Below are 25,343 nucleotides of genomic sequence, written 5' to 3'. Positions count from 1 at the left end.
GGAACGCCATCCGGCATGGGTGGCGTTTTTTTTCGTCGGGACTTGTCATGCACATGACCGGCGCGGCCCTGTACACTGCGCTCTTTTGTACCCACGAAACCTCGTCGCATATACATGTCAGCTAAGCGCAGAATCGAAGTCAGAAAATCCGGCGTCCACGGCAAGGGCGTATACGCGGTCAGGCGTCTCAAAAAAGGCGAACGCGTGATCGAGTACAAGGGCGAGGTCATTTCGTGGAAAGAAGCGTTGCGTCGTCATCCGCACGACCCGGCGCATCCCACGCATACGTTCTACTTCAGTCTGGAAGACGGGCGTTGCATCGACGGCAAAGTCGACGGCAACAATGCGCGCTGGATCAACCACTCGTGCGCGCCGAATTGCGAAGCGCGCGAAGAGGGCGAGCACGTGCAGATCTACGCCATGCGCGAGATCGACGCCGGCGAAGAGCTTTTCTATGATTACGGATTAGTGATCGACGCGCGTTACACCGCCAAACTCAAGCGCGAGTACGCCTGCCATTGCGGCAGCAAACAGTGCCGTGGCACATTGCTCGCACCAAAGAACTGACGGAACATCCATCGGGATATCAACCCGCGGCATCGGTGCGGACCGGGCCCTCAGTGGCCGCGATACCGTCCGATGCTGGGTGAAAAAGTGGAAGAGTGAGACGTCGTGATCCGGCTGAAATCAGGCCGAGGCGCGATCGCCCGCGAACTGATCGATGGCGAGCGCCAGATCGACGTCGCGCTGGGTAAGACCATCGGCATCGTGCGTCGAGAGCGTGATGTCGACCTTGTTGTAGACGTTGAACCACTCCGGATGGTGATTCATTTTTTCGGCCTTGAGCGCGACCTGCGCCATGAAGCCGAAAGCCTCATTGAAATCGTGAAATGTGAAGCTACGCTGGATCGCGTCGCGTCCAACCACCTGGTGCCACTCGGGCAGCACTTCCGCCAGGCTGGCGCGCGTCTCGGATGAGAGTCGTGTTGTCATGGCATTCCTTTCAAAGCGTATTCAGTACAGTACGAATCGAATATCGAATCGACGCGCCTTTTGAGCCCGTCGAATGGCTATTGTTTCACAGGCAGATGCGACGTGCGCGCAAGTTCCGCCCGGACGGGCAAGATCCCGTAGGCGGAACTTAGCAACATCCGGTAGCAACATCGGAAGCGGCCCGGTCTTGCTCAACATCGACCGGGCCGGGCCATCACGCCGGCAGAATGATCTGCGTATCTTCCGGCAGGCGGGCGTTGGCGGCGAAAGACGGCTCTGCCGCCAGCGCCTTGAACAGCGCGGGCAGGTCGGCGCGCATGGCGTCGAACAGTTGCGCAAAGTCGTCGATGACGAAGTAGGTTTGCTGGAACGTGTCGATGCGGTATTCGGTACGCAGCACCCGGTCAAGCGAAAAGCCGATCCGGTTCGGTTCGTTCGAGGTCAGCGAGAACTCGGTTTCGCCGCGGCTCGAGACGATGCCGGCACCGTAGATGCGCAGCCCGTCACCGTCGCGCATCAGACCGAATTCGACCGTGTACCAGTACAGACGCGCCAGCAGCGGCAGTGCCCCGATTTCCTGCGCGACCTTGCCGGCCTGACCGTAGGCTTGCATGAAGTCGGCGAACACCGGGTTGGCGAGCAGCGGCACGTGACCGAACACATCGTGAAAGCAGTCAGGTTCTTGCAGGTAGTCGAGCTGGTCGGGGCGGCGCATCCACCACGTGGCGGGAAAGCGACGATTCGCCAGATGGTTGAAGAAGACCTCGTCCGGCACGAGACCGGGCACCGCGACCACTTGCCAGCCGGTGGCCGCCATGAGCTTTTCGTTCAGATGGGCGAACTCCGGCACGCGGCGGGCGTCCATGTCGAGAGCGCGAATGCCGTCCATGAACGCGTCGCACACCCGGCCCGGCAGCATGGCGGTCTGGCGTTCGTAAAGTTGTTGCCACACCGCGTGGTCAACCGCGCCGTATTGCTCGACGGGTTGATCGATGGTGAAGTCGGGCCGGGTCGTGAGACCGGCGTCGAATTGCTCTTTGAGCATGGCGGTGGTGGACATGATGCTTACGTCTCAATCAGGCAGTAACAATGATTGAAAGTGTAGTGCGCATGGCATGCGAAATGGGCGCATAATGCGCCTGTGGTGAAAGCCGTTTGCATAAAGTTCGCAAAAATAAGCGATTTATTGCGGAGAATCGTCATGGTTGATCTGGATAGCTACGATCTGTCCCTGTTGGAGTCCTTGCAGAAGGACGGACGGGCCACGCATCATGAGTTGGCCAAAGATGTGGCGCTCTCGGCGTCGCAGATCGGCCGGCGGCTTCAGCGGCTCGAAGCGGCGGGCATCATCGAGGGGTATCGGGTGGTGTTGCGGCCTGAAGTGTTGGGCCTTGGCGTGACGGCGTTCACGACGCTGCGCCTGCAACATCATGGCGATCACGTCATCGAGCGTTTTCAGGCCGAGATCGATCTGCTGCCTGAAGTGCTCGAGTGCCATGCGGTGGTCGGCGAGGCCGATTACCTGTTGCGCATCGTCGTGCCGGACCTCAATGCCTTGTCGGCCTTCGTGATGAAGCGTCTGATGCAGGTGCCGGGCGTCGAGAACGTGCGCTCGAACATCGTGTTGAGCGCCTTCAAGCGCAGCAACTCACTGCCGCTGCACTATCTCGCACGCAGCACGGGTGTGCGCCGGGTGGTCGGCTCGGACGACTGATCGGGCTGGGCCAAAATGGCCTGCCTCGCATTGTTCGCCTCGAATCGTCCGTCTTAGTCGCCCGGCATCAACCAGGGTTTGACGTAACGCCCATAGATCAGCGACATGATGAGCGCGACGGTCGAGCCGACCAATACCTCGATCACGCGCAGCATCGCGAGGCTCAGCTCCTCGTGAAGCCCCTGTCCCTGACCGCTCAGCGCAGCGGACATCAGAATGACGACCGTGGCCGGCCCCAGCCGCCAGTTGGCCGGATAGTTCTGCACCAGCATCGCCGCGAGCGTGGCGATGGTGATTCCTACCAGCATGGCCGCCAATCCCGGCCCCATGACCAGCAAGACAATACACGCCACGATGGCCCCGCTGATCGTATTGATCGAGCGCGCCTTGAAGTTGCTGCGCGCCTGTAACGGATCGGGCTCGGTCACGATGATGAGCGAAATCATCGCCCAATACGGTTCGGGAAAACCGGCCGCCCGTAGGCCGAACCAGACGATCAGCGATCCGGTGAGAATCTTGACCAGATAGACCAGCGCATTCTTCTTCGGATGGAGAAAGGCGATGGACATGGGGCAGATAGCACGAAGACAGGAAGTTGGCAGTGTGACATAGGCCGCGTCCGAGGCCCACAGGCCGATTGTCCGAAGCACCGTGCTCTGGAATCCGAATTGCCATGAATCCGCGCGGTTGTCACTGGGAAATGGTTCGAAATGCCAAAAGGTGCAGGGTAGAATCCGATGACCAGAAACCGGGAGGAGTCCGGCATGCATAGCCGAACGCAGCGAACACAGCGAACGCAACGAGTCTGGCCGGCCGCGCCTTTGGCGCTGGCGGCACTTTGTCTTGGCGTCTTCGCGACGTCGCCCGCACACGCCGCGCGTGTGACGAGTGTGAGTCCGCAGGGTGAAGTCGCCAGCGTCGATCAGGTGGTCGTCAAGTTCGACGAAGCGATCGTCCCGGCGGGAGATCCGCGGGCGCAGGCACCGGCAACCGTGCGTTGCTCCGATGCCAAACTCACCGGTGACGGTCACTGGCTCGAACCCAAAATCTGGGTCTACGACTTCAAGCAATCGTTGCCTCCCGGCGCGAAGTGCACGGTAGAGATGCGCAGCGGTTTGTCCGCCGTCTCCGGCACAGCGGTGTCCGGCACGACACGCTACGCGTTCAACACCGGTGGCCCTGCCGTGACAGGGATTCGCCCGTCGTATGGCCCCATCGACGAAAACCAGATCTTCGTTCTCACGCTCAACGGCGAGGCAGACCCTGCCAGCGTGCGCCAGAACGCATGGTGCGAGACCGAAGGCATCGGTGAGCGCATTGGTGTGAAGTGGATCGAGGGGGACGCGCGCACGGCGCTGCTCAAGCGATTCAATCTGGATAAGCAGGCGTCGCGCGTGGTGATGCTGCAATGCAATCGCACGCTGGCGGCTGGTGCGAAGATGCATCTGGTCTGGGGCGCGGGCATTGCGACGCCGTCGGGTGTGGCGACGCGCAAGGCGCGCCCGTTCGAATACGAAGTGCGCGAACCGTTCACTGCGAGCTTCAGCTGCGAGCGCGAGAACGCCAACGCGCCGTGCACGCCGCTGCGTCCGCTGCGACTGACGTTCAACTCTCCGGTCGCACGCGACATGGCCGCCAAGCTTCGCGTCACCGGGGCCGGGGCGGAACGCAGCCCGAAGATGGATGCCTCGGACCGCTCGGCCAGCGTGACCGATGTGACGTTCTATGCACCGTTCCCCGAGAAGGCGGAACTGACTATTACGCTGCCGAAGGGCTTCGCCGATGACAGCGGACGCCCGCTGGCCAATGCCGGTGAGTTCCCGCTGCATACCAAGACATCGACGATGCCGCCGCTGGCGAAGTTTGCCGCCGCGCCGTTCGGTATCGTCGAGCGATTTGCCGAACCCGGCATGCCACCGATGTTGCCGGTCACGCTGCGCAAGGTCGAACCGGCGTTGCAGATCAACGGCCTTGGTGTCGCGGGGGAAGCGGCCGCCAACGGACGCACCATGCAACTGCGCGTAGAGGACGACACGCAAGTGCTGGAGTGGCTGTCGCGCGTACGCCGTTTCGACGAAACATGGATGACGCGCAAGCAGATCGCCGGCGACATGCCGTCGATTCTTACTGCGCCGGCCGCCAAAGACAGCTTTGGCCCGAACGCCGCGGCGATTGTCGAAAATAAGGTCACGCGCTACGACACGCGCAGCCTGTCGCTGCTCTCCGGCCTGCCGGGCGTGCAGGCACTGACGTTGCCGGTGCCCAAGGAGAAAGACCCGCGTCCGTTCGAAGTTGTCGGCATTCCGTTCCAGAAGCCGGGCTTCTACGTGGTGGAGCTGGCATCGCCCTCACTGGCGGCGGCGTTGTTGGGGAAAGCGGTGCCGATGTATGTGCGCACGACGGTGCTCGTGACCAACCTTGGCGTGCATTTCAAGATGGGCCGCGATAACGCCGTGGCATGGGTGACGACGCTCGACAAAGGTCAGCCGGTGCCCAACGCCAGCGTGCGTGTGCTCGATTGCGACGGCAATGAAGTCGGCACTGCGGTAACCGACAAGACGGGCGTCGCGAAGATCGACAAACCGTTCGAGAGCTACAAGTACTGCGAGAGGACGAGTCGGTCGGGCTACTTCGTCGTAGCCCGCACGAAGGGCGAAGATCCCGACATGGCCTTCGTTTCGTCCGACTGGAATCGCGGTATCGAGCCGTGGCGTTTCCATGTGCCGACCGACGGCGGCAGCAGCCCGACCGTGCGCGCACAAACGGTGTTCGACCGCATGTTGTTCCGCGTCGGCGAAACCGTCTCGATGAAGCACTTCATCCGTCAGGAAACGATGCAGGGCTTGTCGTTGCCGGGTGGCCTGCCGTCGCAACTGACCATCACGCACGAAGGATCGGGGCAGACCTATACGCAGCCCGTGAACTGGCGCAACGGCCGGCTGGCGGAGAACGCGTTCCAGATTCCGCAGGGTGCCAAGCTTGGCGAGTACTCGGTCACGCTCGACTACACCGATGGCGACAAGCGGCCGCCGAATTACCCGGCGTCGCTCGATGCCGGGCGTTTCCGTGTCGAAGCGTTCCGCCTGCCCGTGTTGGCGGGCAGCATTGGCGTGCGCGACGCGGCGAAGTCGCCGCTCATCAACAAGACAGAAGCACCGCTGAACGTGCAGGTGAACTACGTGGCAGGCGGTCCGGCGGGAAATCTGCCGGTGCGCGTGTCGGCGTTGCTGCGTCCGCGCGATCTTACGTTCGACGGATATGACGATTTCAGCTTCACGCCCTATCGTCCGCCGTCAGCGCAGACCGGCGCGTCGGATGACGACGATCAGAATGGTGACGACGGGGCAGGGGCGAGCGATCAGAAGCTTGTCGCCGACAAGCAGCGTCTGGTGCTCGATCGCAATGGCGCAGGCAGCCTCACGCTCAAGGATCTGCCGAAGGTCGACCGTCCGAGCGATCTGGTGCTGGAAGCGAGCTTTGCCGATCCGAATGGCGAGATTCAGACGCTGCGCGGCAACGGCACGCTATGGCCGGCCAATCTCATCACCGGTGTGCGCAGCGAAAGCTGGGTATCGGTGACCAACAAGCTGCCCGTGAAGGCGATTGCGCTGGATCTGCAAGGCAAGCCGAAGGCCGGTGTGGCGATGGACGTGCGTGCCGAGGCACGTATCACCACCAGCAGCCGCAAGCGGATGGTGGGCGGCTTCTACGCCTATGACAACCGTACCGAGGTCAAGGATCTCGGTACGGTGTGCAGCGGCAAGACGGACGATCGCGGGCTGCTGTCGTGCGATGTGTCGCTCACCCAGCCGGGCGAAATCACGCTGGTGGCGCAGGCCAAGGACGACAAGAGCAATCTGAGCACGGCAACGACCAGCGTCTGGGTGACCGGACGCGGCGAAGTGTGGTTCGGCGGTGACAACACCGATCGCATGGATGTGCTGCCGGAGCGCCGCACCTACGAGCCGGGTGAGACGGCCAAGTTGCAGGTGCGCATGCCGTTCCGTACGGCGACCGCACTCGTGTCGATCGAACGCGAAGGCGTGATCGAGACGCGCACTATGGAGATTTCAGGGAAGGAGCCGAATATCTCGCTGAAGGTCGACCCGTCGTGGGGCCCGAACGTCTACGTTTCGGTGCTGGCGGTGCGCGGACGTATTCACGAAGTGCCTTGGTATTCGTTCTTCCAGTGGGGCTGGAAACAGCCGCTCGAGTGGTTCCGCGCGTTCTGGTACGAGGGGCGCGAATATCAGGCGCCCACGGGGCTGGTCGATCTGGGCAAGCCGGCCTATCGCTTCGGCGTCACGGAGCTTCGCGTGGGCACGGCGGGTCAGCGTCTCGGCGTCGAAGTGAAACCGGATGCCGCGACTTACCCGGTTCGCGGTCATGCCAAGGTGCGCATCAAAGTGACGCAGCCGGACGGCAAGCCGATGCCGGCGGGGTCCGAAGTGGCGCTCGCCGCCGTGGACGAGGCATTGCTGGAGCTGGCGCCGAACACCAGTTGGAATCTGCTCGACGCCATGTGGCAGCGCCGCAGCTACAGCGTGACGACGGCCACCGCACAGATGGAGATCATCGGCCGCCGACACTATGGCCGCAAGGCCGTACCGGCCGGCGGTGGTGGCGGCAAGAGCCCGACGCGTGAACTGTTCGACACATTGCTGTTGTGGCAGCCCCGCGTGGTGCTGGATGACAAGGGCGAGGCGAGCGTCGATGTGCCGCTCAACGACGCGATATCGAGCTTCCGCATTGTGGCGATTGCCGACGACGGCAAACCCGGCGACGCGAGTGCCAAGGCGCTCGGCTGGTTCGGCACGGGCACGGCGACGATCCGCACCACGCAGGATCTGCAACTGATCTCGGGGTTGCCGCCGCTGGTGCGCGAGGGCGATAACTACCGCGCGCAATTCACGGTACGCAACACGACGCAGCACGCCATGCAGGTGCAACTGACCGCCCGGGCGACACAACTCACGCTGGCACCGCAACGTATCGACGTGCCGGCGGGCGAATCGCGCGAAGTGGCGTGGGAGGTCACTGCGCCGACGGGGCTGGCGGATACCCGTGCGCAACGCGTGATTTGGGAAGTCTCGGCACAGGCGCCTGCGGTGAGTGGCGCGGCGGCGGCGAGCGATGCGATCAAGGTCGGTCAGGACATTCAGCCGGCATTGCCCGCGAGCGTGCAGCAGTCGGTGCTCACGCAAGTGGAAGGCAGCCTCACGTTGCCGATGGCGGCGCCTGCCGGCGCCGTGGCCGACAGCACAGGCAAGTTGCGTGGCGGCGTTCGCGTGAGCTTGCAGCCGCGCCTGTCGCAAGGTCTGCCGGGCGTGAAACGCTGGTTCGAGCTGTATCCGTATGCGTGCCTCGAACAACAGGCGTCGAAGGCGCTGGGCTTGCGGGATGTCGCGCAGTGGAAGCGGGTGACGGGGACGTTGCCGTCGTATCTCGACGAAGACGGTCTGGCCAGCTACTTCCCGCCGCAGGAAGGATTTGCCAATCAAGGTAGCGACACGCTCACCGCCTATCTGCTCGCGATGAGCAACGAAGCCAAGGCGCTCGACCCGGCGTACGCCATCCCCGATGACGCGCTCGCGCGCATGGAAGACGGGCTGGCGGCGTTTGTGGAAGGCCGCCTCACTCGCAAGTTCTGGGCACCGCGCGACGACCTGACGCTGCGCAAGCTCACGGCGATCGAAGCGCTTTCGCGGTATGGCCGCGCCAACGCTCGCATGCTGAGTTCGCTCACGATTGCGCCGAACGACTGGCCGACCTCGGCCGTTATCGATTGGTACGCGATTCTGCAACGCTTGCCCGATGTGCCGCAACGCGCGGAGCAGATGGCGCAGGCCGAGCAGATTCTGCGGGCGCGTCTGTCGTATCAGGGCACGCGTGTGGGCTTCTCGACGCAGTCCAGCGACGGGCTCTGGTGGCTGATGGTTGGCCCGGAAACCAACGCGGCGCGACTAGCACTGCTGATGAACGCGAACCCGGCATGGAAGGATGAAATGCCACGTCTCATCATCGGGTTGCTCGGCTTGCAATCGCGCGGCGCGTGGTCGACGACCACGGCGAACGTGTGGGGTGGGCTGGCCGTGGATCGCTTCTCGGCACGGTTCGAACGTGACACGCCGACGGGCCAGACGGCTATCCAGTGGCAGCGCGACAACCAGACGAGCGGTGGCGTGCAGACCGTCGATTGGGACAAGCTGAAAGCGGGCACGGTGCCGCCTGCGGTATCGCTGCCGTGGCTCGCGCAGGCCGCCACAGGTGCCGACAATGGTCGCGACGTATTGCGGCTGGACCAGACCGGCGCAGGCAAGCCGTGGGCCACGATCCAGAGTCTCGCGGCGGTACCGCTCAAGGCACCGTTCTCTGCAGGCTATCGGGTCACTCGCAGCGTGCAGGTGCAGGATGCGGCCGATAAATCGGGGGACAGCTACCTGCGCGGTGCGGTGCTGCGTGTGCGTCTCGATATCGATGCGCAAGCCGATATGCGCTGGGTGGTCGTGAGCGATCCGCTGCCGGGCGGCGCAACGGTACTGGGTGGCGGGCTGGGCCGCGACTCCGCGATTGCGGCGCAAGGTGAGCGCAGCGAAGGCGCCATGCCGGCATTCGAAGAGCGTGCGCAGGATGCTTATCGTGCGTACTACGACTATCTGCCGAAGGGCCAGCATCGTATCGAGTACACCGTGCGGTTGAACAACGTCGGCAAGTTTGCGACGCCGCCGACGCGTGTCGAAGCGATGTACGAGCCTGCGATGTATGGCGAGTCGCCTAACGCGGTGGTGCAGGTCATTCCGGCCAAATGAATCGGAGCGTGAGGGCGCAATGACGTCGAACTTCTTCCAGCCTGCGGCGGCGCTGCCGCGCGAAGCACGACGCTTCTGGTGGCTCGCGGCGGCGGCGGGTGCCGCCTATGCGGTGTCGTTGCGCGGTGCGCCGTATCCCGATCAGGCCGTCGCCAAGGTCTTCCTGTGCGTGATGTTGCTGTTTGCTGCGCTCTACCACCGCGAACACCGCGAGCGCATGTGGTTGTGCGCGGCGTTGATCTTCTCCGGAGCGGGGGATGTGCTGCTCGCATTGCCGGGGATGGCACAGGGCTTTGTGCTGGGGCTCGGCGCGTTCCTGTTGGCGCATCTTGCCTACTTCGTTCTTTTCTGGCGCGTACGGCGCCGGTGGTCGCAAGTGCCCGCGTGGCATCGGGTCGCGATTGTGCTGGTATGGATCACGGCGGCGCTCGCGTACGTGATGTACTGGCCCGGTATGGGCGAATTGAAGGCGCCCGTGGCGTGCTACGTGATCGTGCTGGCGATGATGGCATCGGCGGCGCTGCTCGCGAATGTCGGGGGGGAATGGGCCGCCGTCGGTGCATTGCTCTTTACCGTCTCGGATGCGCTGATCGGCACCACCCGCTTCGTCGGCAGCGTGCCCGCGCAGGAATACACCATCTGGATTCTCTACGCGTTGGCGCAGTTGTTGCTCACGGCCGGCATCTTGGCCAAACGCCCGGGCAATGACGCGCGCGCCTCCGGTGCAAACACTGGAAGTGGCGACAGCAGCGGAAGCGGTGAAAGTGGTGGAAATAGTGGAGACGCCCGCAGTGCCTGATCTTCGTCGTCTGACGGCGTCGGTCGTCGTTGCGCTCGCACTTTGCACGCTACAAGCCGTGCAGCCTGCGCATGCTGTACCGTCGTTTGATGAGATGCGGCAGGATTGGCGCGCGTCCGACTGGATCTTGCTCGATCGTCATGGGCAGCCGTTGCAGCGTTTGCGTGCCGACATGCGTGCGCAACGTGGCGATTGGGTCACGCTGGCCGACGTCTCACCCGCGTTCCGGCAGGCGTTGATCGTGTCTGAGGACAAGCGTTTTTACGAGCACAGCGGTGTCGATTGGCGAGGCGTGGCGGCGGCAGCGTGGGGCAATCTCTGGCACTCACGAACGCGCGGCGCATCGACGCTGACGATGCAGTTAGCCGGTTTGCTCGACGACGATTTACGGCCGAACACGCGCAATCGTTCGATGACACAGAAGGTCGGTCAAGCCGCGACGGCGGTGTGGCTGGAACAACGCTGGCGCAAGGATCAGATTCTCGAGGCGTATCTGAACCTCGTGCCGTTCCGGGGCGAATTGGTCGGACTCTCGGCGGTGTCGCAGACGCTCTTCGGCAAGCTGCCGATCGGACTGGACGCACGCGAGTCTGCGATAGCCGTGGCGCTGTTGCGCGCGCCGAATGCGCCCGCTGCGCGGGTGTCGCAACGGGCCTGCGGCATTCTCCGCGACATGGCGCAGGGCGGCGCTGGCGGCGTTGGTGGCGTCGGCGGTGCAGCCAACGACTGCAACGGACTGGAGGGTTACACGCAACTCGTGTTCTCACGTCCCGCGGCCGTCATGACCACGCGCGACGCGGTCAATCTGGCGCCGCATTTCGCGCGCCGGTTGTTCTCTGGCAGCCGGCCACCCGCAGGCACGCGTCTGACGAGTACGCTCGACGCGAATCTTCAGCGCATGGCCGTCACCACTTTGCAACAGACGCTGCGTGAGCTTGGTGCACCCGGGCGTTCACGCAACGTGCAAGATGGCGCGCTGGTGGTCATCGACAACGCCAGTGGCGACATTCTCGCGTGGGTCGGCTCGTCGGGCGCACTCTCGGCGGCGGCACAGGTCGATGGGGTGACTTCGCTACGTCAGGCGGGCTCGACACTCAAGCCCTTCCTTTATGCGCAGGCCATCGCTGAACAGCGAATCACGGCGGCGACGTTGCTCGACGATTCGCCGCTCGACTTGCCGACAGGTGGCGGTTTGTATATCCCGCAGAACTACGACCGCCACTTCAAGGGATGGGTCAGCGCGCGCACGGCGCTCGCGTCGTCGTTGAACGTGCCAGCGGTGCGCACGTTGGTGATGGTGACGCCGCGCCGTTTCGCACAAACGCTGGTGTCGCTGGGTCTGCCGCTGACGCAAAGCGGCGACTATTACGGTTTTAGCCTCGCACTGGGCAGCGCCGACGTCACGCTGCTTTCATTGACGAACGCCTATCGCGCGTTGGCCAACAGCGGTGTGGCGAGCGCCACGCGCGATCAAATGCCGGTTGCCGCCCGCGCAGGTACCGGAAAACTCGCTGCCAACGCCAACGCCAACGCCAACGCCAACGCCAACGCCAACGCCAACACGACCGTTTTCTCGCCGCAGGTGAGTTTCATCGTGTCCGACATGCTCTCCGATCGTCAGGCGCGTACGCGCACGTTCGGGCTCGACAGTCCGCTCTCCACACGCTACTGGACGGCCGTCAAAACGGGCACCAGCAAGGACATGCGCGACAACTGGGCGGTGGGCTATTCGCGCCGCTATACGGTCGGCGTCTGGGTGGGGAATGCGGATGGTGCGCCGATGTGGGATGTCTCCGGTGTCTCGGGGGCGGCGCCGATCTGGCATCGCGTGATGGACTATCTGCACCGCCGCACGGCCAGCCTGCCGCCAACGCCACCAGCGGGCGTAGAGCATGTCGCAGTGCAGTATGCCGAGCACGTCGAACCCGCGCGCGAAGAGTGGTTTCTCGCGGGCACCGGGCAAAGCACCATTGCCTTGTCGTCGCTCGCGTCGAAAGCACCGGGCGGCCCGCTCTGGCGCATTTCCGGACCGGCCGACGGCACCATCGTCGCGCTCGACCCCGACATTCCGCCCGCTAATCAACGCCTCTGGTTTCAGGTGGCCGCAGCGTGGCCCAAGGGCGCCGCGTGGCGACTCGATGGCAAGCCGCTGAGCGGCGGTGCTCGCGTGAGCTGGTTGCCTTGGCCGGGACGCCATACGCTCGAACTTGTCGACGCCTCGGGCACGGTGCGCGATAGCGTTCATTTCGAGGTACGCGGAGCGAGCGTGAACGACGGCAAGCGCATGCGCAATGCGAGTCGCTGAGCGCATGTGCGCTGTTCGTGAAGTGAATCTGCTGGGAATGTGTTTGGAATGTGCGTGGAATGTGCTTATTCCGCCACAAGGATTGCCCTGATTAATTTTTGATGAAGCAGACGCGTCGACGCGATGCGCGCTACACTAAAAATCAGACTTGGCAATCTTGGCAATACGTGACGCGATGTGTCGGTAGCGAGTCGAAACGCCATCGAACTGTGCGGACACGCCCTGTAGCGGAGACACATCGATGATCACGCTGGATGCGCGGCAAACTGCGCAGTTGCTTCCCTATCCGCAACTGGCCGATGGTATCGAGGCCATGCTCATGGAGATGCGCTCGGGCACGGCGCGTGCGCCGGAGCGTCTGCATTTTCCCCTGACCGAACCTGAACGCGGCCGTCGCGGCGGCGTGCTGCTTGTCATGCCCGCCACCAATCGCGATGTGGCGATGACGAAGCACATTACGGTGCATCCCGAGAACTGTCGCGCGGGCAAGCCGTCGATCATCGGCGAAGTCATGGTGTTCGATCCCCACACGGGCGAGCGCCTGATGTTGCTCGACGGACCCACGGTGACCGGGCGCCGCACGGCGGCTGTCACGCTGTTTGCCGCGCGCAAGTTTGCGCCGCGACCGCAGGGCCCGGTGCTGATCGTCGGCGCGGGGGTGCAGGCGCGTGCGCATCTCGAAGCCTTTGCGGCCGGCATGGGTACGCGTCACTTCATGATTTTCTCGCGCAGCCCCGAGCGTGCGCATGCGCTGGCCGATCACGCCGCAACGCTTGGCGTCGAGGCGACAGTCGTTGATGCGATCGAGCCGGTGCTGAGTACGGTGAGCATTGTCATCACGGCCACCACGAGCAGCGAACCGGTGTTGCCCGATAGCGATGCGATGCGGTGGCGCGACGACATTTTTGTCGCGGGCGTCGGCGCGTTCCGGCCCGACATGCGAGAACTTCCGCCGCAGTTGTGCCGTGACGCAGCGGTGCGCGGCACACTGGTGGTCGATACGTGGGAAGTCAAACACGAAGCGGGCGATTTGCTGCACGCCGCGATCGACTGGGGCCGTGCCGCACCGTTGATGGACGCCATCATCACCCCCGACCGTTTCCGCGCCAGCGGCCCGGTACTGTTCAAGAGCGTGGGTTACGCGCTGTGGGATCTGGCGGCTGTGCTGTGCGCACGGGCCAATCTCAAAAAGGACGGTGTGCCGGAAGCTTGAGTAGCCATCGTTTACGCCGGCAGCGCAATCGGCACGCCCGCCGCCCCCGCAGAGATGTGCGAGAGGTGTGAAAGGTCGGGCGTAATCACATGCACGGGCAATCCGAGCGTCTGCTCGATCAGATCGGCGCGCATGATCTCGCGCGGCGTGCCTGTGGCAAGAATGCGGCCGTCGGCCAGCAGCGCCATCCGGTCGGCATGGCGCGCCGCGAGGTTCACGTCGTGCACGATCGCCATCGCGCCGAATCCCCATGACTTCGCCAATTCACGTGTGAGCGACAGCAGATGATGCTGATGCGCGAGGTCAAGCGCCGCCGTCGGCTCGTCGAGCAGCAGATAGCGCGGTACCGATGCTTCGCGCTCCTTCGAAGCACCCGAAGCACCCGAAGCCTCCGACGGCCACAACTGCGCCAGCACCCGCGCGAACTGTACGCGTGCCCATTCGCCACCGGAAAGCGTCGTCACGTCGCGATGCAACAGCGGCCCCGCGCCTACGCGCTCCAGCGCCGCCGTCGCAATCTCCGTGTCGCTCGCACCGCGTGCGTTGCCGCGTCGCGGCGTGGCGAACGGCAAACGTCCCATCGTCACGATTTCCAGCGCGCTGAACGGAAACGACAACTGCGCCGTTTGCGGTAACACGGCGCGCAACCGGGCCAATGCCGCCGTGGTGTATTGCGCGAGATGCGCGCCGTTGAGCGTAATGGCGCCAGACACTCGCGCCCGCGGCGACATCGGCTCGCCCGCGAGCGCCTTGAGCAACGTGCTCTTGCCCGCGCCATTGCGCCCGAGCAAGACCAGCAATTCGCCGGGACGGATGTCGAGCGACAGGCCGTCGAGCACGGGCGAATCGGTGTGAGCAATGGTCAGATTGTGGGCGCTAAGCATGTTGAATTCCTGTTCGGTGTCGGTGCACGTTGTTGGCGTCTCGTCCTACAGCCCGAACTGGCCACGGCGTCGCCACAGCAGCATCAGGAAGAAGGGCGCGCCCAGCAGCGCCGTCAGAATGCCGAGCGGCAATTCCGCCGGCGACACCCACGTGCGCGCCACCAGATCGGCGAGCAGCGTCAGAATCGCGCCGAACAGCGCCGCCGCAGGCAACACCGCACGCGGATCGGGGCCGACCACCAAGCGCACGATATGCGGCGCGATCAGGCCGATGAAGCCGATCATCCCGCTCGACGCCACCAGCGCGCCGACGCACAACGCACACGCCACCATCACGCGACGCTTTACCGACTGCACGGCCACGCCCAAGTGCAAGGCTTCGGCTTCGCCAAGCAGCAGCGCATTGAGCGAACGGCACTGGCTAGCCAGCACGACGATGCCCAGCGCCACCGGCCACACGATCACGGCCAGCATCGACCATTGCGCGCCGCCCAGACTGCCGAGCGTCCAGAACGTGAGGGTGCGCAGTTGCGTGTCGTTGGCGAGATACGTCAGCAAGCCGATGGCGGCGCCGGAGATCGCGTTGATTGCAATCCCGGCGAGCAACAACAACGGCAACGCCAGACGGCCCCGTCCGGCCGCCAACCGGTAGACGAGGGCGGTCACGCCCAGCGCACCGACGAATGCGGCCAGCGGCAGCATCCAGAGACCGAGGGACGCGGCGAGCGCGGCAGGCAGCAACACGCCGCCCATCACGATGACGCCGGCAGCACCTAACGCTGCGCCGCTTGCCACACCGATCAGTCCGGGATCGGCAAGCGGGTTGCGAAAGAGGGCCTGCAACGCCGCGCCCGCTGCGCCGAACCCGGCGCCCACGAGGATGCCGAGCACGATGCGCGGCAGACGAATCTGCAACATCACGCTGCGCGCCTGATCCTGTACGAAGTCGCCGCTGGCGCCGCGAAACAGCGCCATGATGGCCTCGCCGGGGGCAATCCGATACGCGCCGCCACAGAGCGCCGCAAGCACCGTGAGCGCGAGCAGCGTGACGAGTACTGTCATCACCAGCCATCGCGGCGGACGCCGGCGAGCGATGCCGGTCGCAGGTTGCGCGAGCCTGTTCAGTGTATTGGGCGTATTGGTTGTGTTGAGCGGGGGAGCGGCTGACATATCTTCGTTCAATAGCGGACCAATAGCAGCTTTACGCCGCGTGCACGCGTTGCGCCAGTTCGGCCACCGCTTGCGGCAGGCGCGGTCCGAAACCGAGCAGATAGAGTGCGTCGAAGCTCACGACGCGTTTGGCACGTCCGGCGGGCGTATTCGCCAGCCCGGGTTGTGCCAGCAGCGTGGCGGCGGGGTCGACACTAGACGGACCGGTTGTGGTGGTGAGCAACACATCGGGCTGTGCCGCGACGGCGGCTTCTGCCGTCAACGGGCGATACCCCGTGAAACCGCTCAACGCGTTGTCGGCACCGGCGAAGGCGAGCATCGCGTCGGCCGCCGTGTCCTGCCCCGCCACCATCACCTGATTGCCGGTGTGACCCAAGATGAACAACACGCGCGGGCGACGTTGCTTGCCATAGCGTTGGGTGATCTCGTCGCGTGCCTTCTGCCAGTCCGCCATGAAGCGATTGGCCACGCGCGCACCATCGTCGTTCACGCGCAACGCGGCGGCGACGTCACGAATGTTGTCGCGCACCAGTTCGGCGGTGTAGCCGTGCGTGAAGCGTTTCACCGGCACGCCGGCGGCCGCGATTTGCGTCAACACGTTCGGCGGACCGGCTTCCGCACCGGCCAGCAGCAGATCGGGATGTAACGACAGCACGCCCTCGGCCGAGAGCGTGCGCAGATAGCCGATCTTGGGCAGCTTGGTCGCGGCCTCGGGGTACAGGCTGGTGAGGTCGTTGGCGACCACACGGTCCTGCGCACCGAGGGCGTAGACGATCTCCGTCAGCGCGCCGCCTGCGACGATGACGCGCTTCGGGCCAGCGGCGTTGGCGGGCATGGAAGCGGGCACGGCAGCGGTGGCCGCCCGTGCCGACGAGACCATGGCGAATGGCGAAAGCCACGCGCCCGCCGCAAGCGCTGCACCGCCCGCGAGCAGCGCTCGCCGGGCAGGCTTGCCGGGCACGCCTGCCGGGGTGCCCGATGCCGTCACCGATTGCGTGTCGATGACGGCATCACGTGCGTCGAATGTCGTTTTCACGCGGCGGCTCCGGCAGCGGCCACGCGAGCCAGCGTCTCGCGCCAGTCTTCGCGTTCGGCCTGACCCGGCTTGCGCTCGCCGAAGAACATGGCGATCACCATGCCCGACGCGTCGAGCAGTTCCAGCGACGACACGATCCCGTCGGACGTCGGCTTGCGCACGATCCACGCGGTGTCGACGAGGTCTTCGCGCAGGTGCAGGTTGAAGTCCGAGTCGAGCACATTGACCCACGGGCCCATCACGCGGATGTTTTTCACCGGGCCGGTGTGAATCTGGATCATGCCGGCGTTGCCGACGAAGACCATGATCGGCAGGTCGGTGCCGGCGGCATCTTCGAGCAGCGTGCGCACCGACGACGCGGGAATGCTCTGTGCGTGATCGGCAGGCGCCAGACGCAGGGCTTGTGCGCGCGACACGCCGTGACGGCGGAGCATGTCGAAGAACTGGTGCGTATCGGTCATGGCGAGCCAGTCGCGCTGGAACGCGGCGGCATCGATGTCCGCGTCGGGCGTTTCGGCCTTCGGGGCGTCGGCAGCCACTACGTGCTCACCCGGCGTCTGGTCGTCGGCGCGGTATTTGGCGACGAGCGCTTCGAACGCGGCCACATCGCTGTGATCGCGCAGGAACATCTTGTGCACGGCCGTGCCGGTCTTGTCGAAGAATTGCAGCGAGCGGCGCGGACCGTTTTCCGCCGGCGTTTCCACGGCATAGCCGAAGGCCCACTGGTGATAGAAGATGCGCAGATCGAGCTCTTTGCCGAGGCCGAGACCGATGGTGCCGTTGTGCGAGAGCTTCTCGTACGGACCGTCTTTCTCGTGCACGGCGGCGTTGTTGCGCGTGAGCGCCATCACGCGGCCCAGCGCGGGCAGGGCTTCGACAATCTCGATGAAGTCCGGGCGCAGACGCACGACGTGTTCGCCGACAAACGCGGCGACGGTCTCGCCTTCCGACACGCCGAGCGCCGCCGCAGCGTCACGATCGCGCAGGTTCTGCTCGGACTTCAGGCGTTGGAACTCGCTGCGCAGACGGGTGACGTCGGCGAGGGCGGGAAAGACCGGCTTGGAAGCAGCGGTGGCGGAGGCGTTCTGAGCGTTCATCATGGCAAATTCCTTTGTTGCGGTAGCTTGCTGGCAGGTGGCTGGCACGTGCCCGCACGGCGGCGGGCACATCGTCTGACTTGTCTGACTAATCTGATCTTGCGAAAAATCTCGTCAACCTGACGATTCGATCGGTCAGTACTGCAATTTCAGGCTCACAGCCACGCTGCGGCCCGGTGCCGAATACGCGTCCTTCACGTTCGACGTTTCGGCGATGTTGCGCACGTCCGACCAGTTCCAGTACTTGCGGTCGAACACGTTGTAGACGCCCGCATAAACCGTGGCGTGCTTGTTGATGTGATACCCGCCCGACAGGTCGAGCACGATCGATGACCCCGGCGCCCAGCAGGTCTGGTTTTGCTGCATACCCGAGGTGCAGGTCTTGGCGATCTGGCTTTGCGACTTGGCCGCTTGGAACAGCAGGTCGGCTTGCGCGAACCACGTGCTGTTCGGTTCATAGCGCACGCCGAGCACCATCGAGAACGGGTTGATGGTGTTGAGCGGCTGGCTGCTCGACCCATCGTCCTCGGTGGTGCCGTGCGTGTAGGCCATGGCCGTACGCAACGTCACACCGCCCTTGAGCGCCCACGTGGCACGGCCTTCCCAGCCCTGAATGCGGGCGCGGCTGAAGTTCACGTACTGATAGATGAGCGGATCGTTCGGGCGGCCCGAGCCGCTGATGTTCTGCTGCGAGATGAAGTTGCGGTAGTTGCCGGCAAACACGGCGGTGCTATACGTGACCGGCCCCAACGTGGTGGCCAGTCGCCCACGCAGACCCAGCTCGACCGTGTCGCTCGTTTCCGGCTTCAGGTTCGGGTTGGCAATCGACATGTAGCCGTACAGCGGATTCGAGAAGCCGTTGTTCACCTGATCGGGCGTCGGCGTGCGGAAGCCGCGTGCGTATTGCACGTACGGAATCAGCGACGGGGCGATTTCATACATGATCGCCAGACGCGGCGAGAACGCTGAGTCGTTCGATGAGGTCGGCGCGACCGGCTTGCCGTTAGCCGATTGCGAGACATACAGCGGGTCGTTCTGTTTCGGCGAGAGCCAGTATGCGTCGTAGCGGATGCCCGGCGTGACGGTCAGTGCGCCGTAACGGATTTCGTCCTGCAAGAACGCGCCGAAGAGGGTGTAGTCGGTATCCGGGAACGCCTTGTTCGGGAACGATTCGCCGGCGCCCGGCACCGTGCCGTTGCGATAGCTCGTGATGAACGCGCTGCTGGCATCCGTGCCGTACACCAGCTTGTGCGCGAGCGGGCCGGTAACAAAGTTGCTTTCGGCTTGCAGCGACCCGCCGATGGTGCGTTCCTTGTACGTGTTGTCGCGCGTGCGGGCACCCGCCGTGCGATTTTCGTACGCGTACTGGTTGTTCTTCGCATCTTGGAAGTACAGCAACGCGTGCGCGTTCTGCACATACGCCTGCGACGCGTCGTTGAAGTCGTAATCGAGGCTGACGCGATTGCGCTCCAGACGATCGCTGGTGGCCAGACCCAGCGTCGTGGGCGGGTTCACCGCCGACAACACCTGCGTGTCCACGCGGCGGCGCACGTTCTCGGCCGTGAGCTTGAAGGTGGAGCTCGGCGTGGCCTTGAACACCAGCTTGCCCAGCACCGAGTCGCCATTGCTGTCCTGCGGATTGGCGGTCGTGCGTGCCGTGCTGGCGCTGTTGTTGGTGCCCTTGCTGTCGAGCTCGTGGCCCTTGTTGCTGTCGATGATCACCATGCCCTGCCACTGCTCGCCGCCCCACGCAGCCTGCGCGGTGGTGCCGAAGCTGCGGTCCATCGAGTTGTAGTACGGGCGCAGCGAGAAGTAGGTCGACTTGCCGAAGGTGTCGAGCAGGTCCTGCGGGTCTTTGGTCAGGAAGTTGACCACGCCGGTCAGACCGTCGCTGCCGTAGAGGGACGACGCCGGGCCGCGCAGAATTTCGATGCGGCGCAGGATGTCCATGCTCATGTAGTCGCCGCGACCCGCTTCGAGCGGGCCGAACGAGTAGCCCGACGGCATGCGGATGCCATCTTCGAAGAGGGCGACGCGGTTGCCTTCGAGACCGCGGATGTTGATGCTCGAATTGCCGTCGCGCCCGCCACCCAATGCGGCCGAGCCGGGACGATAGGGCGCGCGGCGCACAGTAACGCCGGGCTCGTAGCGCAGCGCTTCCTTGATGTCTTGCGCCTGCTGCTCTTCGAGATCCTGATCGGTGATGACCGAGATCGATGCCGGCGTGCGGTCCGATTCGGTGCGCGTGCGCGTGGCCGTGACGTTCACCTCTCTGAGGTTGGCTTCCGCGAGTTGCAACGGTGCTTTGGGCGATGCCTGCGCGAGCTGGACGGACTGGGCCGCCGTGGCCGACGTAGCCGTCGCACCTGTCGCAGTCGTCGTTTCGACCTGAGCCTGCGCCGGTGTCTGCTGCGCGTACGCGGCAGTCATTCCGGCGGTGAGCCCGGCAGGCAGCCAGACGGCGGCAAACACCGCACGCACCAGCGGACGCAGACGCCGGTGGTTCTCACGAGCGCGTTCGCTACGCGAGTCTTCGATACGGTTGCCGGCGATGCGGCTGTTACGAATCGAAGGGTTGGCGCCGTTTCCCCGGCGCGTGGTCATGACAAATTGGCGGTCCCCGCCGCTCGACGACTGCTTCACTGCTGGCTCCCAGTGCAAAAAACCCCGTTGCTGGCTGGCAAGCGCTCGTGGCAATCGTCGTGTTCCCCCGATGTCGAAAACGACCGGTCGAAACACGCTGGCAGGCGCGGCTGGCGAAATCTCGTGCCACCCGGCCGCATGTTTTTCGGCCTCGGGACAACGAACTTAAATAAGAATCATTCGCATTTTTAATGATAAATGAAACCGGCGTCAAGGGGGAATTTCCTCGACGGTGTCAATGGACGGGAAGGCTTGGCAAGGCGGCGGGACGGCGAGGGGACGGCGCGGCGGGGCACGGCCGCCCCGCCTTGTGATCCGATTGCCGTCAGACCGGCAGGCTCGTATCGAACTTGATTTCGCGCAGCACCACGCTGGTTTTGACGTGGGCGACGGCGGGCAGGCGGAAGATGTGTTCGTGCAGGAAGGCGTCGTACGCCTTGATGTCCGGCGCCACGATTTTCAGGATGTAATCGGCCTCGCCGGTGGTGCTATAGCACTCCGTCACCTCAGGGCAGGTGCGGATCTCGCGCTCGAACTGTTCCGTGCCGCCTTCCGTGTGGCGCGTGAGTTGCACGTGCGCCAGCGCGCACACGTGCAGGCCGAGCTTCTCGCGATCGAGCAGCACCGTGTAGCGCTGGATCACGCCGTTCTGCTCCATCTCTTTGATGCGCCGCCAACACGGGGTCGCCGACAGCCCCACGTTTTCCGAGAGTTCCTGCGCCGAACGGCGCGAATCGATCTGCAAAAGGCGCAGGATCTGCCGCGCAAAGTTGTCGAGTAATTCCATTTTCCAAAATGGCCTATTTCGAAATGAACGTTTCTTATTCTGCGCCAAACCGAGTGAAATAGTAAAAATCTTTCTCCTGCCTCCCCATACACTGCTTCCATACGGACGCTCGCCTGTCCTGCTGGGCCGGGCGCGACAACGAACATAACGACACGCCCCCGAAGCACGCCCCGCCTCGATCACTTCCCTGATCACAAGATGCCGGCGCGGGCCGCACGGGGATCAGGAGATACACGATGAATGCCCCCATGCGCGCCGCGCTCGCGACGCCCACGGCCAACCCGCTGGCCCATCCCGACTATCAACTCTCCGACGCGCTCACCGCTAGCCGTGGTCAGATTTTCCTGACCGGCACGCAGGCGCTCGTGCGCATTTTGCTGATGCAGCACCAGTTGGACGCCGCGCGCGGCCTGAACACGGCGGGCTTCATCAGCGGCTATCGCGGCTCGCCGCTCGGCGGCGTGGATCAGCAACTGTGGAAGGCCAAGAAGCTGCTCGACGCGGCCAAGGTCAAGTTTCTGCCGGCGATCAACGAAGAACTCGGCGGCACGGCCGTCATGGGCACGCAACGCGTGGAAGCCGATCCGGAGCGCACCGTCGAGGGCGTGTTCGGCATGTGGTACGGCAAGGGCCCGGGTGTCGATCGCGCGGGCGATGCCTTGAAGCACGGCAATGCCTATGGCGCGTCGCGCCACGGTGGCGTGCTGGTGGTGGCGGGTGACGATCACGGCTGCGTGTCGTCGTCGATGCCGCATCAGAGCGACTTCACGATGATGTCGTGGAGCATGCCCGTACTGAACCCGGCCGACATCGGCGAACTCGTCGAATTCGGTCTCTACGGCTACGCGCTGTCGCGCTTCTCCGGTGCGTGGGCGGGCCTGAAGGCGATCTCGGAAACCGTGGAGTCGCGCGGCACCGTCGATCTCGACAAGATCCGCACCGACTGGGCCGAACCGCTCGATTACGTGACGCCCGAAGGCGGTCTGCACAACCGCTGGCCTGACCTGCCGAGCCTCGCGCTCGAGACGCGTCTGGCGGCGAAACTCGACGCCGTGCGCGCGTTCGCTCGCGTGAACAGCATCGACAAGTGGATTGCCCCGACGCCGGACGCCGACATCGGCATCGTCACCTGCGGCAAGGCGCACCTCGACCTGATGGAGACGCTGCGCCGTCTGGACATCACCATCGAAGACCTCGCTGCTGCGGGTGTGCGCATCTACAAGGTGGGCCAGTCGTTCCCGCTGGAGATGTCGCGGATTGACAGCTTCGTGGCCGGCCTCACGGAAATTCTCGTCATCGAAGAGAAGGGCCCGGTGGTCGAGCAGCAGATCAAGGAGTATCTGTACAACCGCACGACCGGCTCGCGTCCCATCGTGCTCGGCAAGACCGACACGGATGGCCGCGCGCTGTTGTCCGCACTCGGCGAACTGCGCCCGTCGCGCGTTCTGCCGGTGTTTGCCGAATGGATCGCGAAGCATCGCCCGGCGCTCGATCGCCGCGAGCGGGTGGTCGATCTCGTGGCGCACGACATCCTCTCGAACGAAGCCGACGGCGTGCGCCGCGTGCCGTATTTCTGTTCGGGCTGCCCGCACAACACGTCGACCAAGGTGCCTGACGGCTCCATTGCGCAGGCCGGTATCGGCTGCCACTTCATGGCGTCGTGGATGGACCGCGACACCACGGGCCTGATTCAGATGGGCGGTGAAGGTGTCGACTGGGCGGCACACTCGAACTTCACCAAACGTCCGCACGTTTTCCAGAATCTGGGCGACGGCACGTACTTCCACTCGGGCCTGCTTGCCATTCGTCAGGCGGTCGCCTCGAAGGCGAACATCACCTACAAGATTCTGTACAACGACGCCGTGGCGATGACCGGCGGGCAGCCTGTCGACGGTTCGATCTCGGTGCCGCAGATTGCGCGTCAGGTCGAAGCCGAAGGGATCGCCAAGCTGGTGGTCGTGAGCGACGAGCCGGAGAAGTACGTCGGCCACGAAGGTCAGTTTCCGAAGGGCACGACGTTCCATCACCGCAGCGAACTCGACGCCGTGCAGCGCGAGTTGCGCGAGATTGCGGGCGCGACCGTGCTGATTTACGACCAGACGTGTGCGGCCGAAAAGCGTCGTCGTCGGAAGAAAAACGAATTCCCGAATCCGGATCGCCGTCTGTTCATCAACGAAGCCGTTTGCGAAGGCTGCGGCGATTGCGGCGTGGCCTCGAACTGCCTGTCCGTCGAGCCGGTGGAAACGGCCATGGGCCGCAAGCGCCGCATCGACCAATCGTCGTGCAACAAGGACTTCTCGTGCGTGAACGGCTTCTGCCCGAGCTTCGTGTCGGTCAAGGGCGCCGCGTTGAAGAAGGCGCTCGCTGCGGCGTTCGATCAGGCCGCATTTGAAGGGCGTTTGAACGCGCTGCCGCAGCCGGCGGCACTCGCCGGCGATGCCCCGTTCGACATCATGGTCACGGGTGTGGGCGGTACGGGTGTGGTCACGATTGGCGCGCTCATCACGATGGCGGCGCACCTCGAAGGCAAGAGCGCTTCGGTGCTCGACTTCATGGGTTTTGCGCAGAAGGGCGGCGCGGTGCTGTCGTTCGTGCGTTTTGCGAACACGCCGCAGGCGCTCAACCAAGTGCGTATCGACACGCAACAGGCCGACGTGCTGCTGGCCTGCGACATGGTCGTGGGGGCGAGCGCCGATGCGCTGCAAACCGTGCGCCGCGACCGCACGCGTGTGGTGGTCAACACGCATGCGATTCCGAACGCGACGTTCGTGCAGAACCCCGATGCCAACCTGCACGCCGACGCGTTGCTGGCGAAGATGCGTCATGCGGCCGGCAACGAGAAGCTCGACGCGTGTGATGCGCAGGCACTGGCGCAGCGCTTCCTCGGCGACACGATGGGCGCGAACATCATCATGCTCGGCTTTGCGTGGCAACTTGGTCTCGTGCCGGTGTCGCTGGACGCGTTGCAACGTGCGATCGAACTGAACAACGTTGCCGTGCCCATGAACCAGTTGGCACTGGCGATTGGCCGCCTTGCCGCTGGTGACCCGACGGCACTGACGCAAACGACGGCCAAGGCCGTGAATCAACCGGTGCATGCGCCGGTGGCGGCGGACATGTCATTCGACGAACTCGTCGCACACCGCGTCGATTTGCTGACGAAGTATCAGAGCGCGGCGTATGCGGCGCAGTTTGCGAGCTTCGTGAAGCAGGTCGCCGATGCGGAAACGCGAGTGGCGGGTGCACCGGGGCGTGTGTCGCGTGCCGTGGCGCAGCAGCTTTCGCGTCTGATGGCGTACAAGGACGAGTACGAAGTGGCGCGTCTGTATGCCGAGACGTCGTTCACCGATGCGCTGGGCGAGACGTTCGACGGCAAGCCGGGCCGCGACTTCCGTCTGGAGTTCCACATGGCCCCGCCGCTCATCGCGCGCGGCAAGGACGGTGGTGCGCCGAAGAAGGTCACGATCGGCCCGTGGCTGTGGCCGGTCTTGCGCGGTATGGCAAAGCTGCGCGGCCTGCGTGGCGGTGCCCTCGATGTGTTCGGCTACACGCTGGAGCGCCGCATGGAGCGTCAGTTGATCGCCGACTACCGTGCGACCATCGGTCAGGCGCTGGCCGGTCTGAACGCCGAGACGCTGGCGGATGTCGCAGCGTTGGCCGAAGTGCCGGCAAAGATTCGCGGTTATGGCCATGTGAAGCTGGCGAATCTGGTGATGGCGAAACGTGTCGAAGCGACCATCGCCGGCCGTCTCGACGTGACACCGGCCACGGGCGATGCCGTGACCGAAGCACTGGCCCACGCGCGCAGCAGCGGCAAGTCCCTCAAGGGCATTCCGGTGGTGACGGCGCGCTAGGCGGGCGCCATCAAACGCGGCAACCCGTAAGTGATATGT

The 25,343-nt window shown here is 64.4% G+C and carries 16 protein-coding genes; 7 read left to right on the top strand and 9 right to left on the bottom strand.

Annotated elements, in window-relative coordinates:
- Positions 1-114 precede the first annotated feature (114 nt).
- Positions 115-567, top strand: a complete 453-nt coding sequence (locus PIN31009_RS00325) for an SET domain-containing protein (protein ID WP_058376625.1) — start codon at positions 115-117, stop codon at positions 565-567.
- Positions 568-687: 120 nt separating this feature from the next.
- On the opposite strand, the gene PIN31009_RS00320 is transcribed toward PIN31009_RS00325, so the two are convergent.
- Both PIN31009_RS00320 and phhA read right to left on the bottom strand, forming a co-directional pair.
- On the bottom strand, positions 688-993 hold the full coding sequence (locus PIN31009_RS00320) for a 4a-hydroxytetrahydrobiopterin dehydratase (protein ID WP_058376624.1): 306 nt from the start codon (positions 991-993) through the stop codon (positions 688-690).
- Between the two features lie 214 nt (positions 994-1,207).
- Positions 1,208-2,053, bottom strand: a complete 846-nt coding sequence (gene phhA, locus PIN31009_RS00315) for a phenylalanine 4-monooxygenase (protein WP_174996850.1) — start codon at positions 2,051-2,053, stop codon at positions 1,208-1,210.
- A gap of 141 nt (positions 2,054-2,194) precedes the next feature.
- On the opposite strand from phhA, the gene PIN31009_RS00310 reads away from it, so the two are divergent.
- The gene (locus PIN31009_RS00310) at positions 2,195-2,707 is read left to right on the top strand and encodes an Lrp/AsnC family transcriptional regulator (protein WP_058376622.1); all 513 of its coding nucleotides are present in this window, start codon (positions 2,195-2,197) and stop codon (positions 2,705-2,707) included.
- Positions 2,708-2,760: 53 nt separating this feature from the next.
- On the opposite strand, the gene PIN31009_RS00305 is transcribed toward PIN31009_RS00310, so the two are convergent.
- Positions 2,761-3,276 (bottom strand): FUSC family protein, encoded by a 516-nt coding sequence (locus PIN31009_RS00305; RefSeq protein WP_087690672.1) that lies wholly within the window; start codon positions 3,274-3,276, stop codon positions 2,761-2,763.
- A 195-nt stretch (positions 3,277-3,471) separates the two neighbouring features.
- On the opposite strand from PIN31009_RS00305, the gene PIN31009_RS00300 reads away from it, so the two are divergent.
- The 4 genes from PIN31009_RS00300 (at position 3,472) to PIN31009_RS00285 (ending at position 13,833) form a co-directional block, all read left to right on the top strand.
- Entirely contained in the window at positions 3,472-9,516 is a 6,045-nt protein-coding gene (locus PIN31009_RS00300) for an alpha-2-macroglobulin family protein (protein ID WP_150788941.1), read from the top strand.
- A gap of 19 nt (positions 9,517-9,535) precedes the next feature.
- Positions 9,536-10,315 (top strand): lysoplasmalogenase, encoded by a 780-nt coding sequence (locus PIN31009_RS00295; protein WP_150788940.1) that lies wholly within the window; start codon positions 9,536-9,538, stop codon positions 10,313-10,315.
- The gene (gene pbpC, locus PIN31009_RS00290) at positions 10,308-12,620 is read left to right on the top strand and encodes a penicillin-binding protein 1C (protein WP_425495446.1); all 2,313 of its coding nucleotides are present in this window, start codon (positions 10,308-10,310) and stop codon (positions 12,618-12,620) included. The genes PIN31009_RS00295 and pbpC overlap by 8 nt, the downstream gene beginning before the upstream one ends.
- Positions 12,621-12,861: 241 nt before the next feature.
- Complete coding sequence (locus PIN31009_RS00285; protein WP_058376619.1) at positions 12,862-13,833, top strand: delta(1)-pyrroline-2-carboxylate reductase family protein; 972 nt, start codon at positions 12,862-12,864, stop codon at positions 13,831-13,833.
- Between the two features lie 11 nt (positions 13,834-13,844).
- Here PIN31009_RS00285 and PIN31009_RS00280 read toward each other — a convergent pair whose 3' ends face one another.
- The 6 genes from PIN31009_RS00280 to PIN31009_RS00255 all read right to left on the bottom strand — a co-directional run bounded on the left by PIN31009_RS00280 (position 13,845) and on the right by PIN31009_RS00255 (position 21,450).
- Positions 13,845-14,717, bottom strand: a complete 873-nt coding sequence (locus PIN31009_RS00280) for a heme ABC transporter ATP-binding protein (protein ID WP_150788938.1) — start codon at positions 14,715-14,717, stop codon at positions 13,845-13,847.
- Positions 14,718-14,762: 45 nt separating this feature from the next.
- The gene (locus PIN31009_RS00275; RefSeq protein WP_246185458.1) at positions 14,763-15,887 is read right to left on the bottom strand and encodes a FecCD family ABC transporter permease; all 1,125 of its coding nucleotides are present in this window, start codon (positions 15,885-15,887) and stop codon (positions 14,763-14,765) included.
- A 31-nt stretch (positions 15,888-15,918) separates the two neighbouring features.
- A complete protein-coding gene (locus PIN31009_RS00270) occupies positions 15,919-16,923 on the bottom strand; it encodes a heme/hemin ABC transporter substrate-binding protein (RefSeq protein ID WP_246185457.1) in 1,005 nt (334 codons plus the stop codon).
- A complete protein-coding gene (locus PIN31009_RS00265; RefSeq protein WP_150788937.1) occupies positions 16,920-18,023 on the bottom strand; it encodes a hemin-degrading factor in 1,104 nt (367 codons plus the stop codon). Before PIN31009_RS00265 ends, PIN31009_RS00270 begins: the two co-directional genes overlap by 4 nt.
- 132 nt (positions 18,024-18,155) lie before the next feature.
- Positions 18,156-20,450 (bottom strand): TonB-dependent hemoglobin/transferrin/lactoferrin family receptor, encoded by a 2,295-nt coding sequence (locus PIN31009_RS00260; protein WP_150789584.1) that lies wholly within the window; start codon positions 20,448-20,450, stop codon positions 18,156-18,158.
- Positions 20,451-20,988: 538 nt separating this feature from the next.
- On the bottom strand, positions 20,989-21,450 hold the full coding sequence (locus PIN31009_RS00255; protein WP_058376615.1) for an Lrp/AsnC family transcriptional regulator: 462 nt from the start codon (positions 21,448-21,450) through the stop codon (positions 20,989-20,991).
- Positions 21,451-21,698: 248 nt separating this feature from the next.
- Here PIN31009_RS00255 and PIN31009_RS00250 point away from each other — a divergent pair, with 248 nt between their 5' ends.
- Positions 21,699-25,304: an indolepyruvate ferredoxin oxidoreductase family protein gene (locus PIN31009_RS00250; RefSeq protein ID WP_425495458.1), complete on the top strand. Its 3,606-nt coding sequence runs from the start codon at positions 21,699-21,701 to the stop codon at positions 25,302-25,304.
- Positions 25,305-25,343: the final 39 nt, after the last annotated feature.

Origin of the sequence: Pandoraea iniqua (assembly GCF_902459685.1) — a bacterium.
Classification (GTDB): Bacteria; Pseudomonadota; Gammaproteobacteria; order Burkholderiales; family Burkholderiaceae; genus Pandoraea; species Pandoraea iniqua.
The sequence above is the reverse complement of the archived record's forward strand: the minus strand, read 5'-3'. Positions and strand labels throughout refer to the sequence as shown.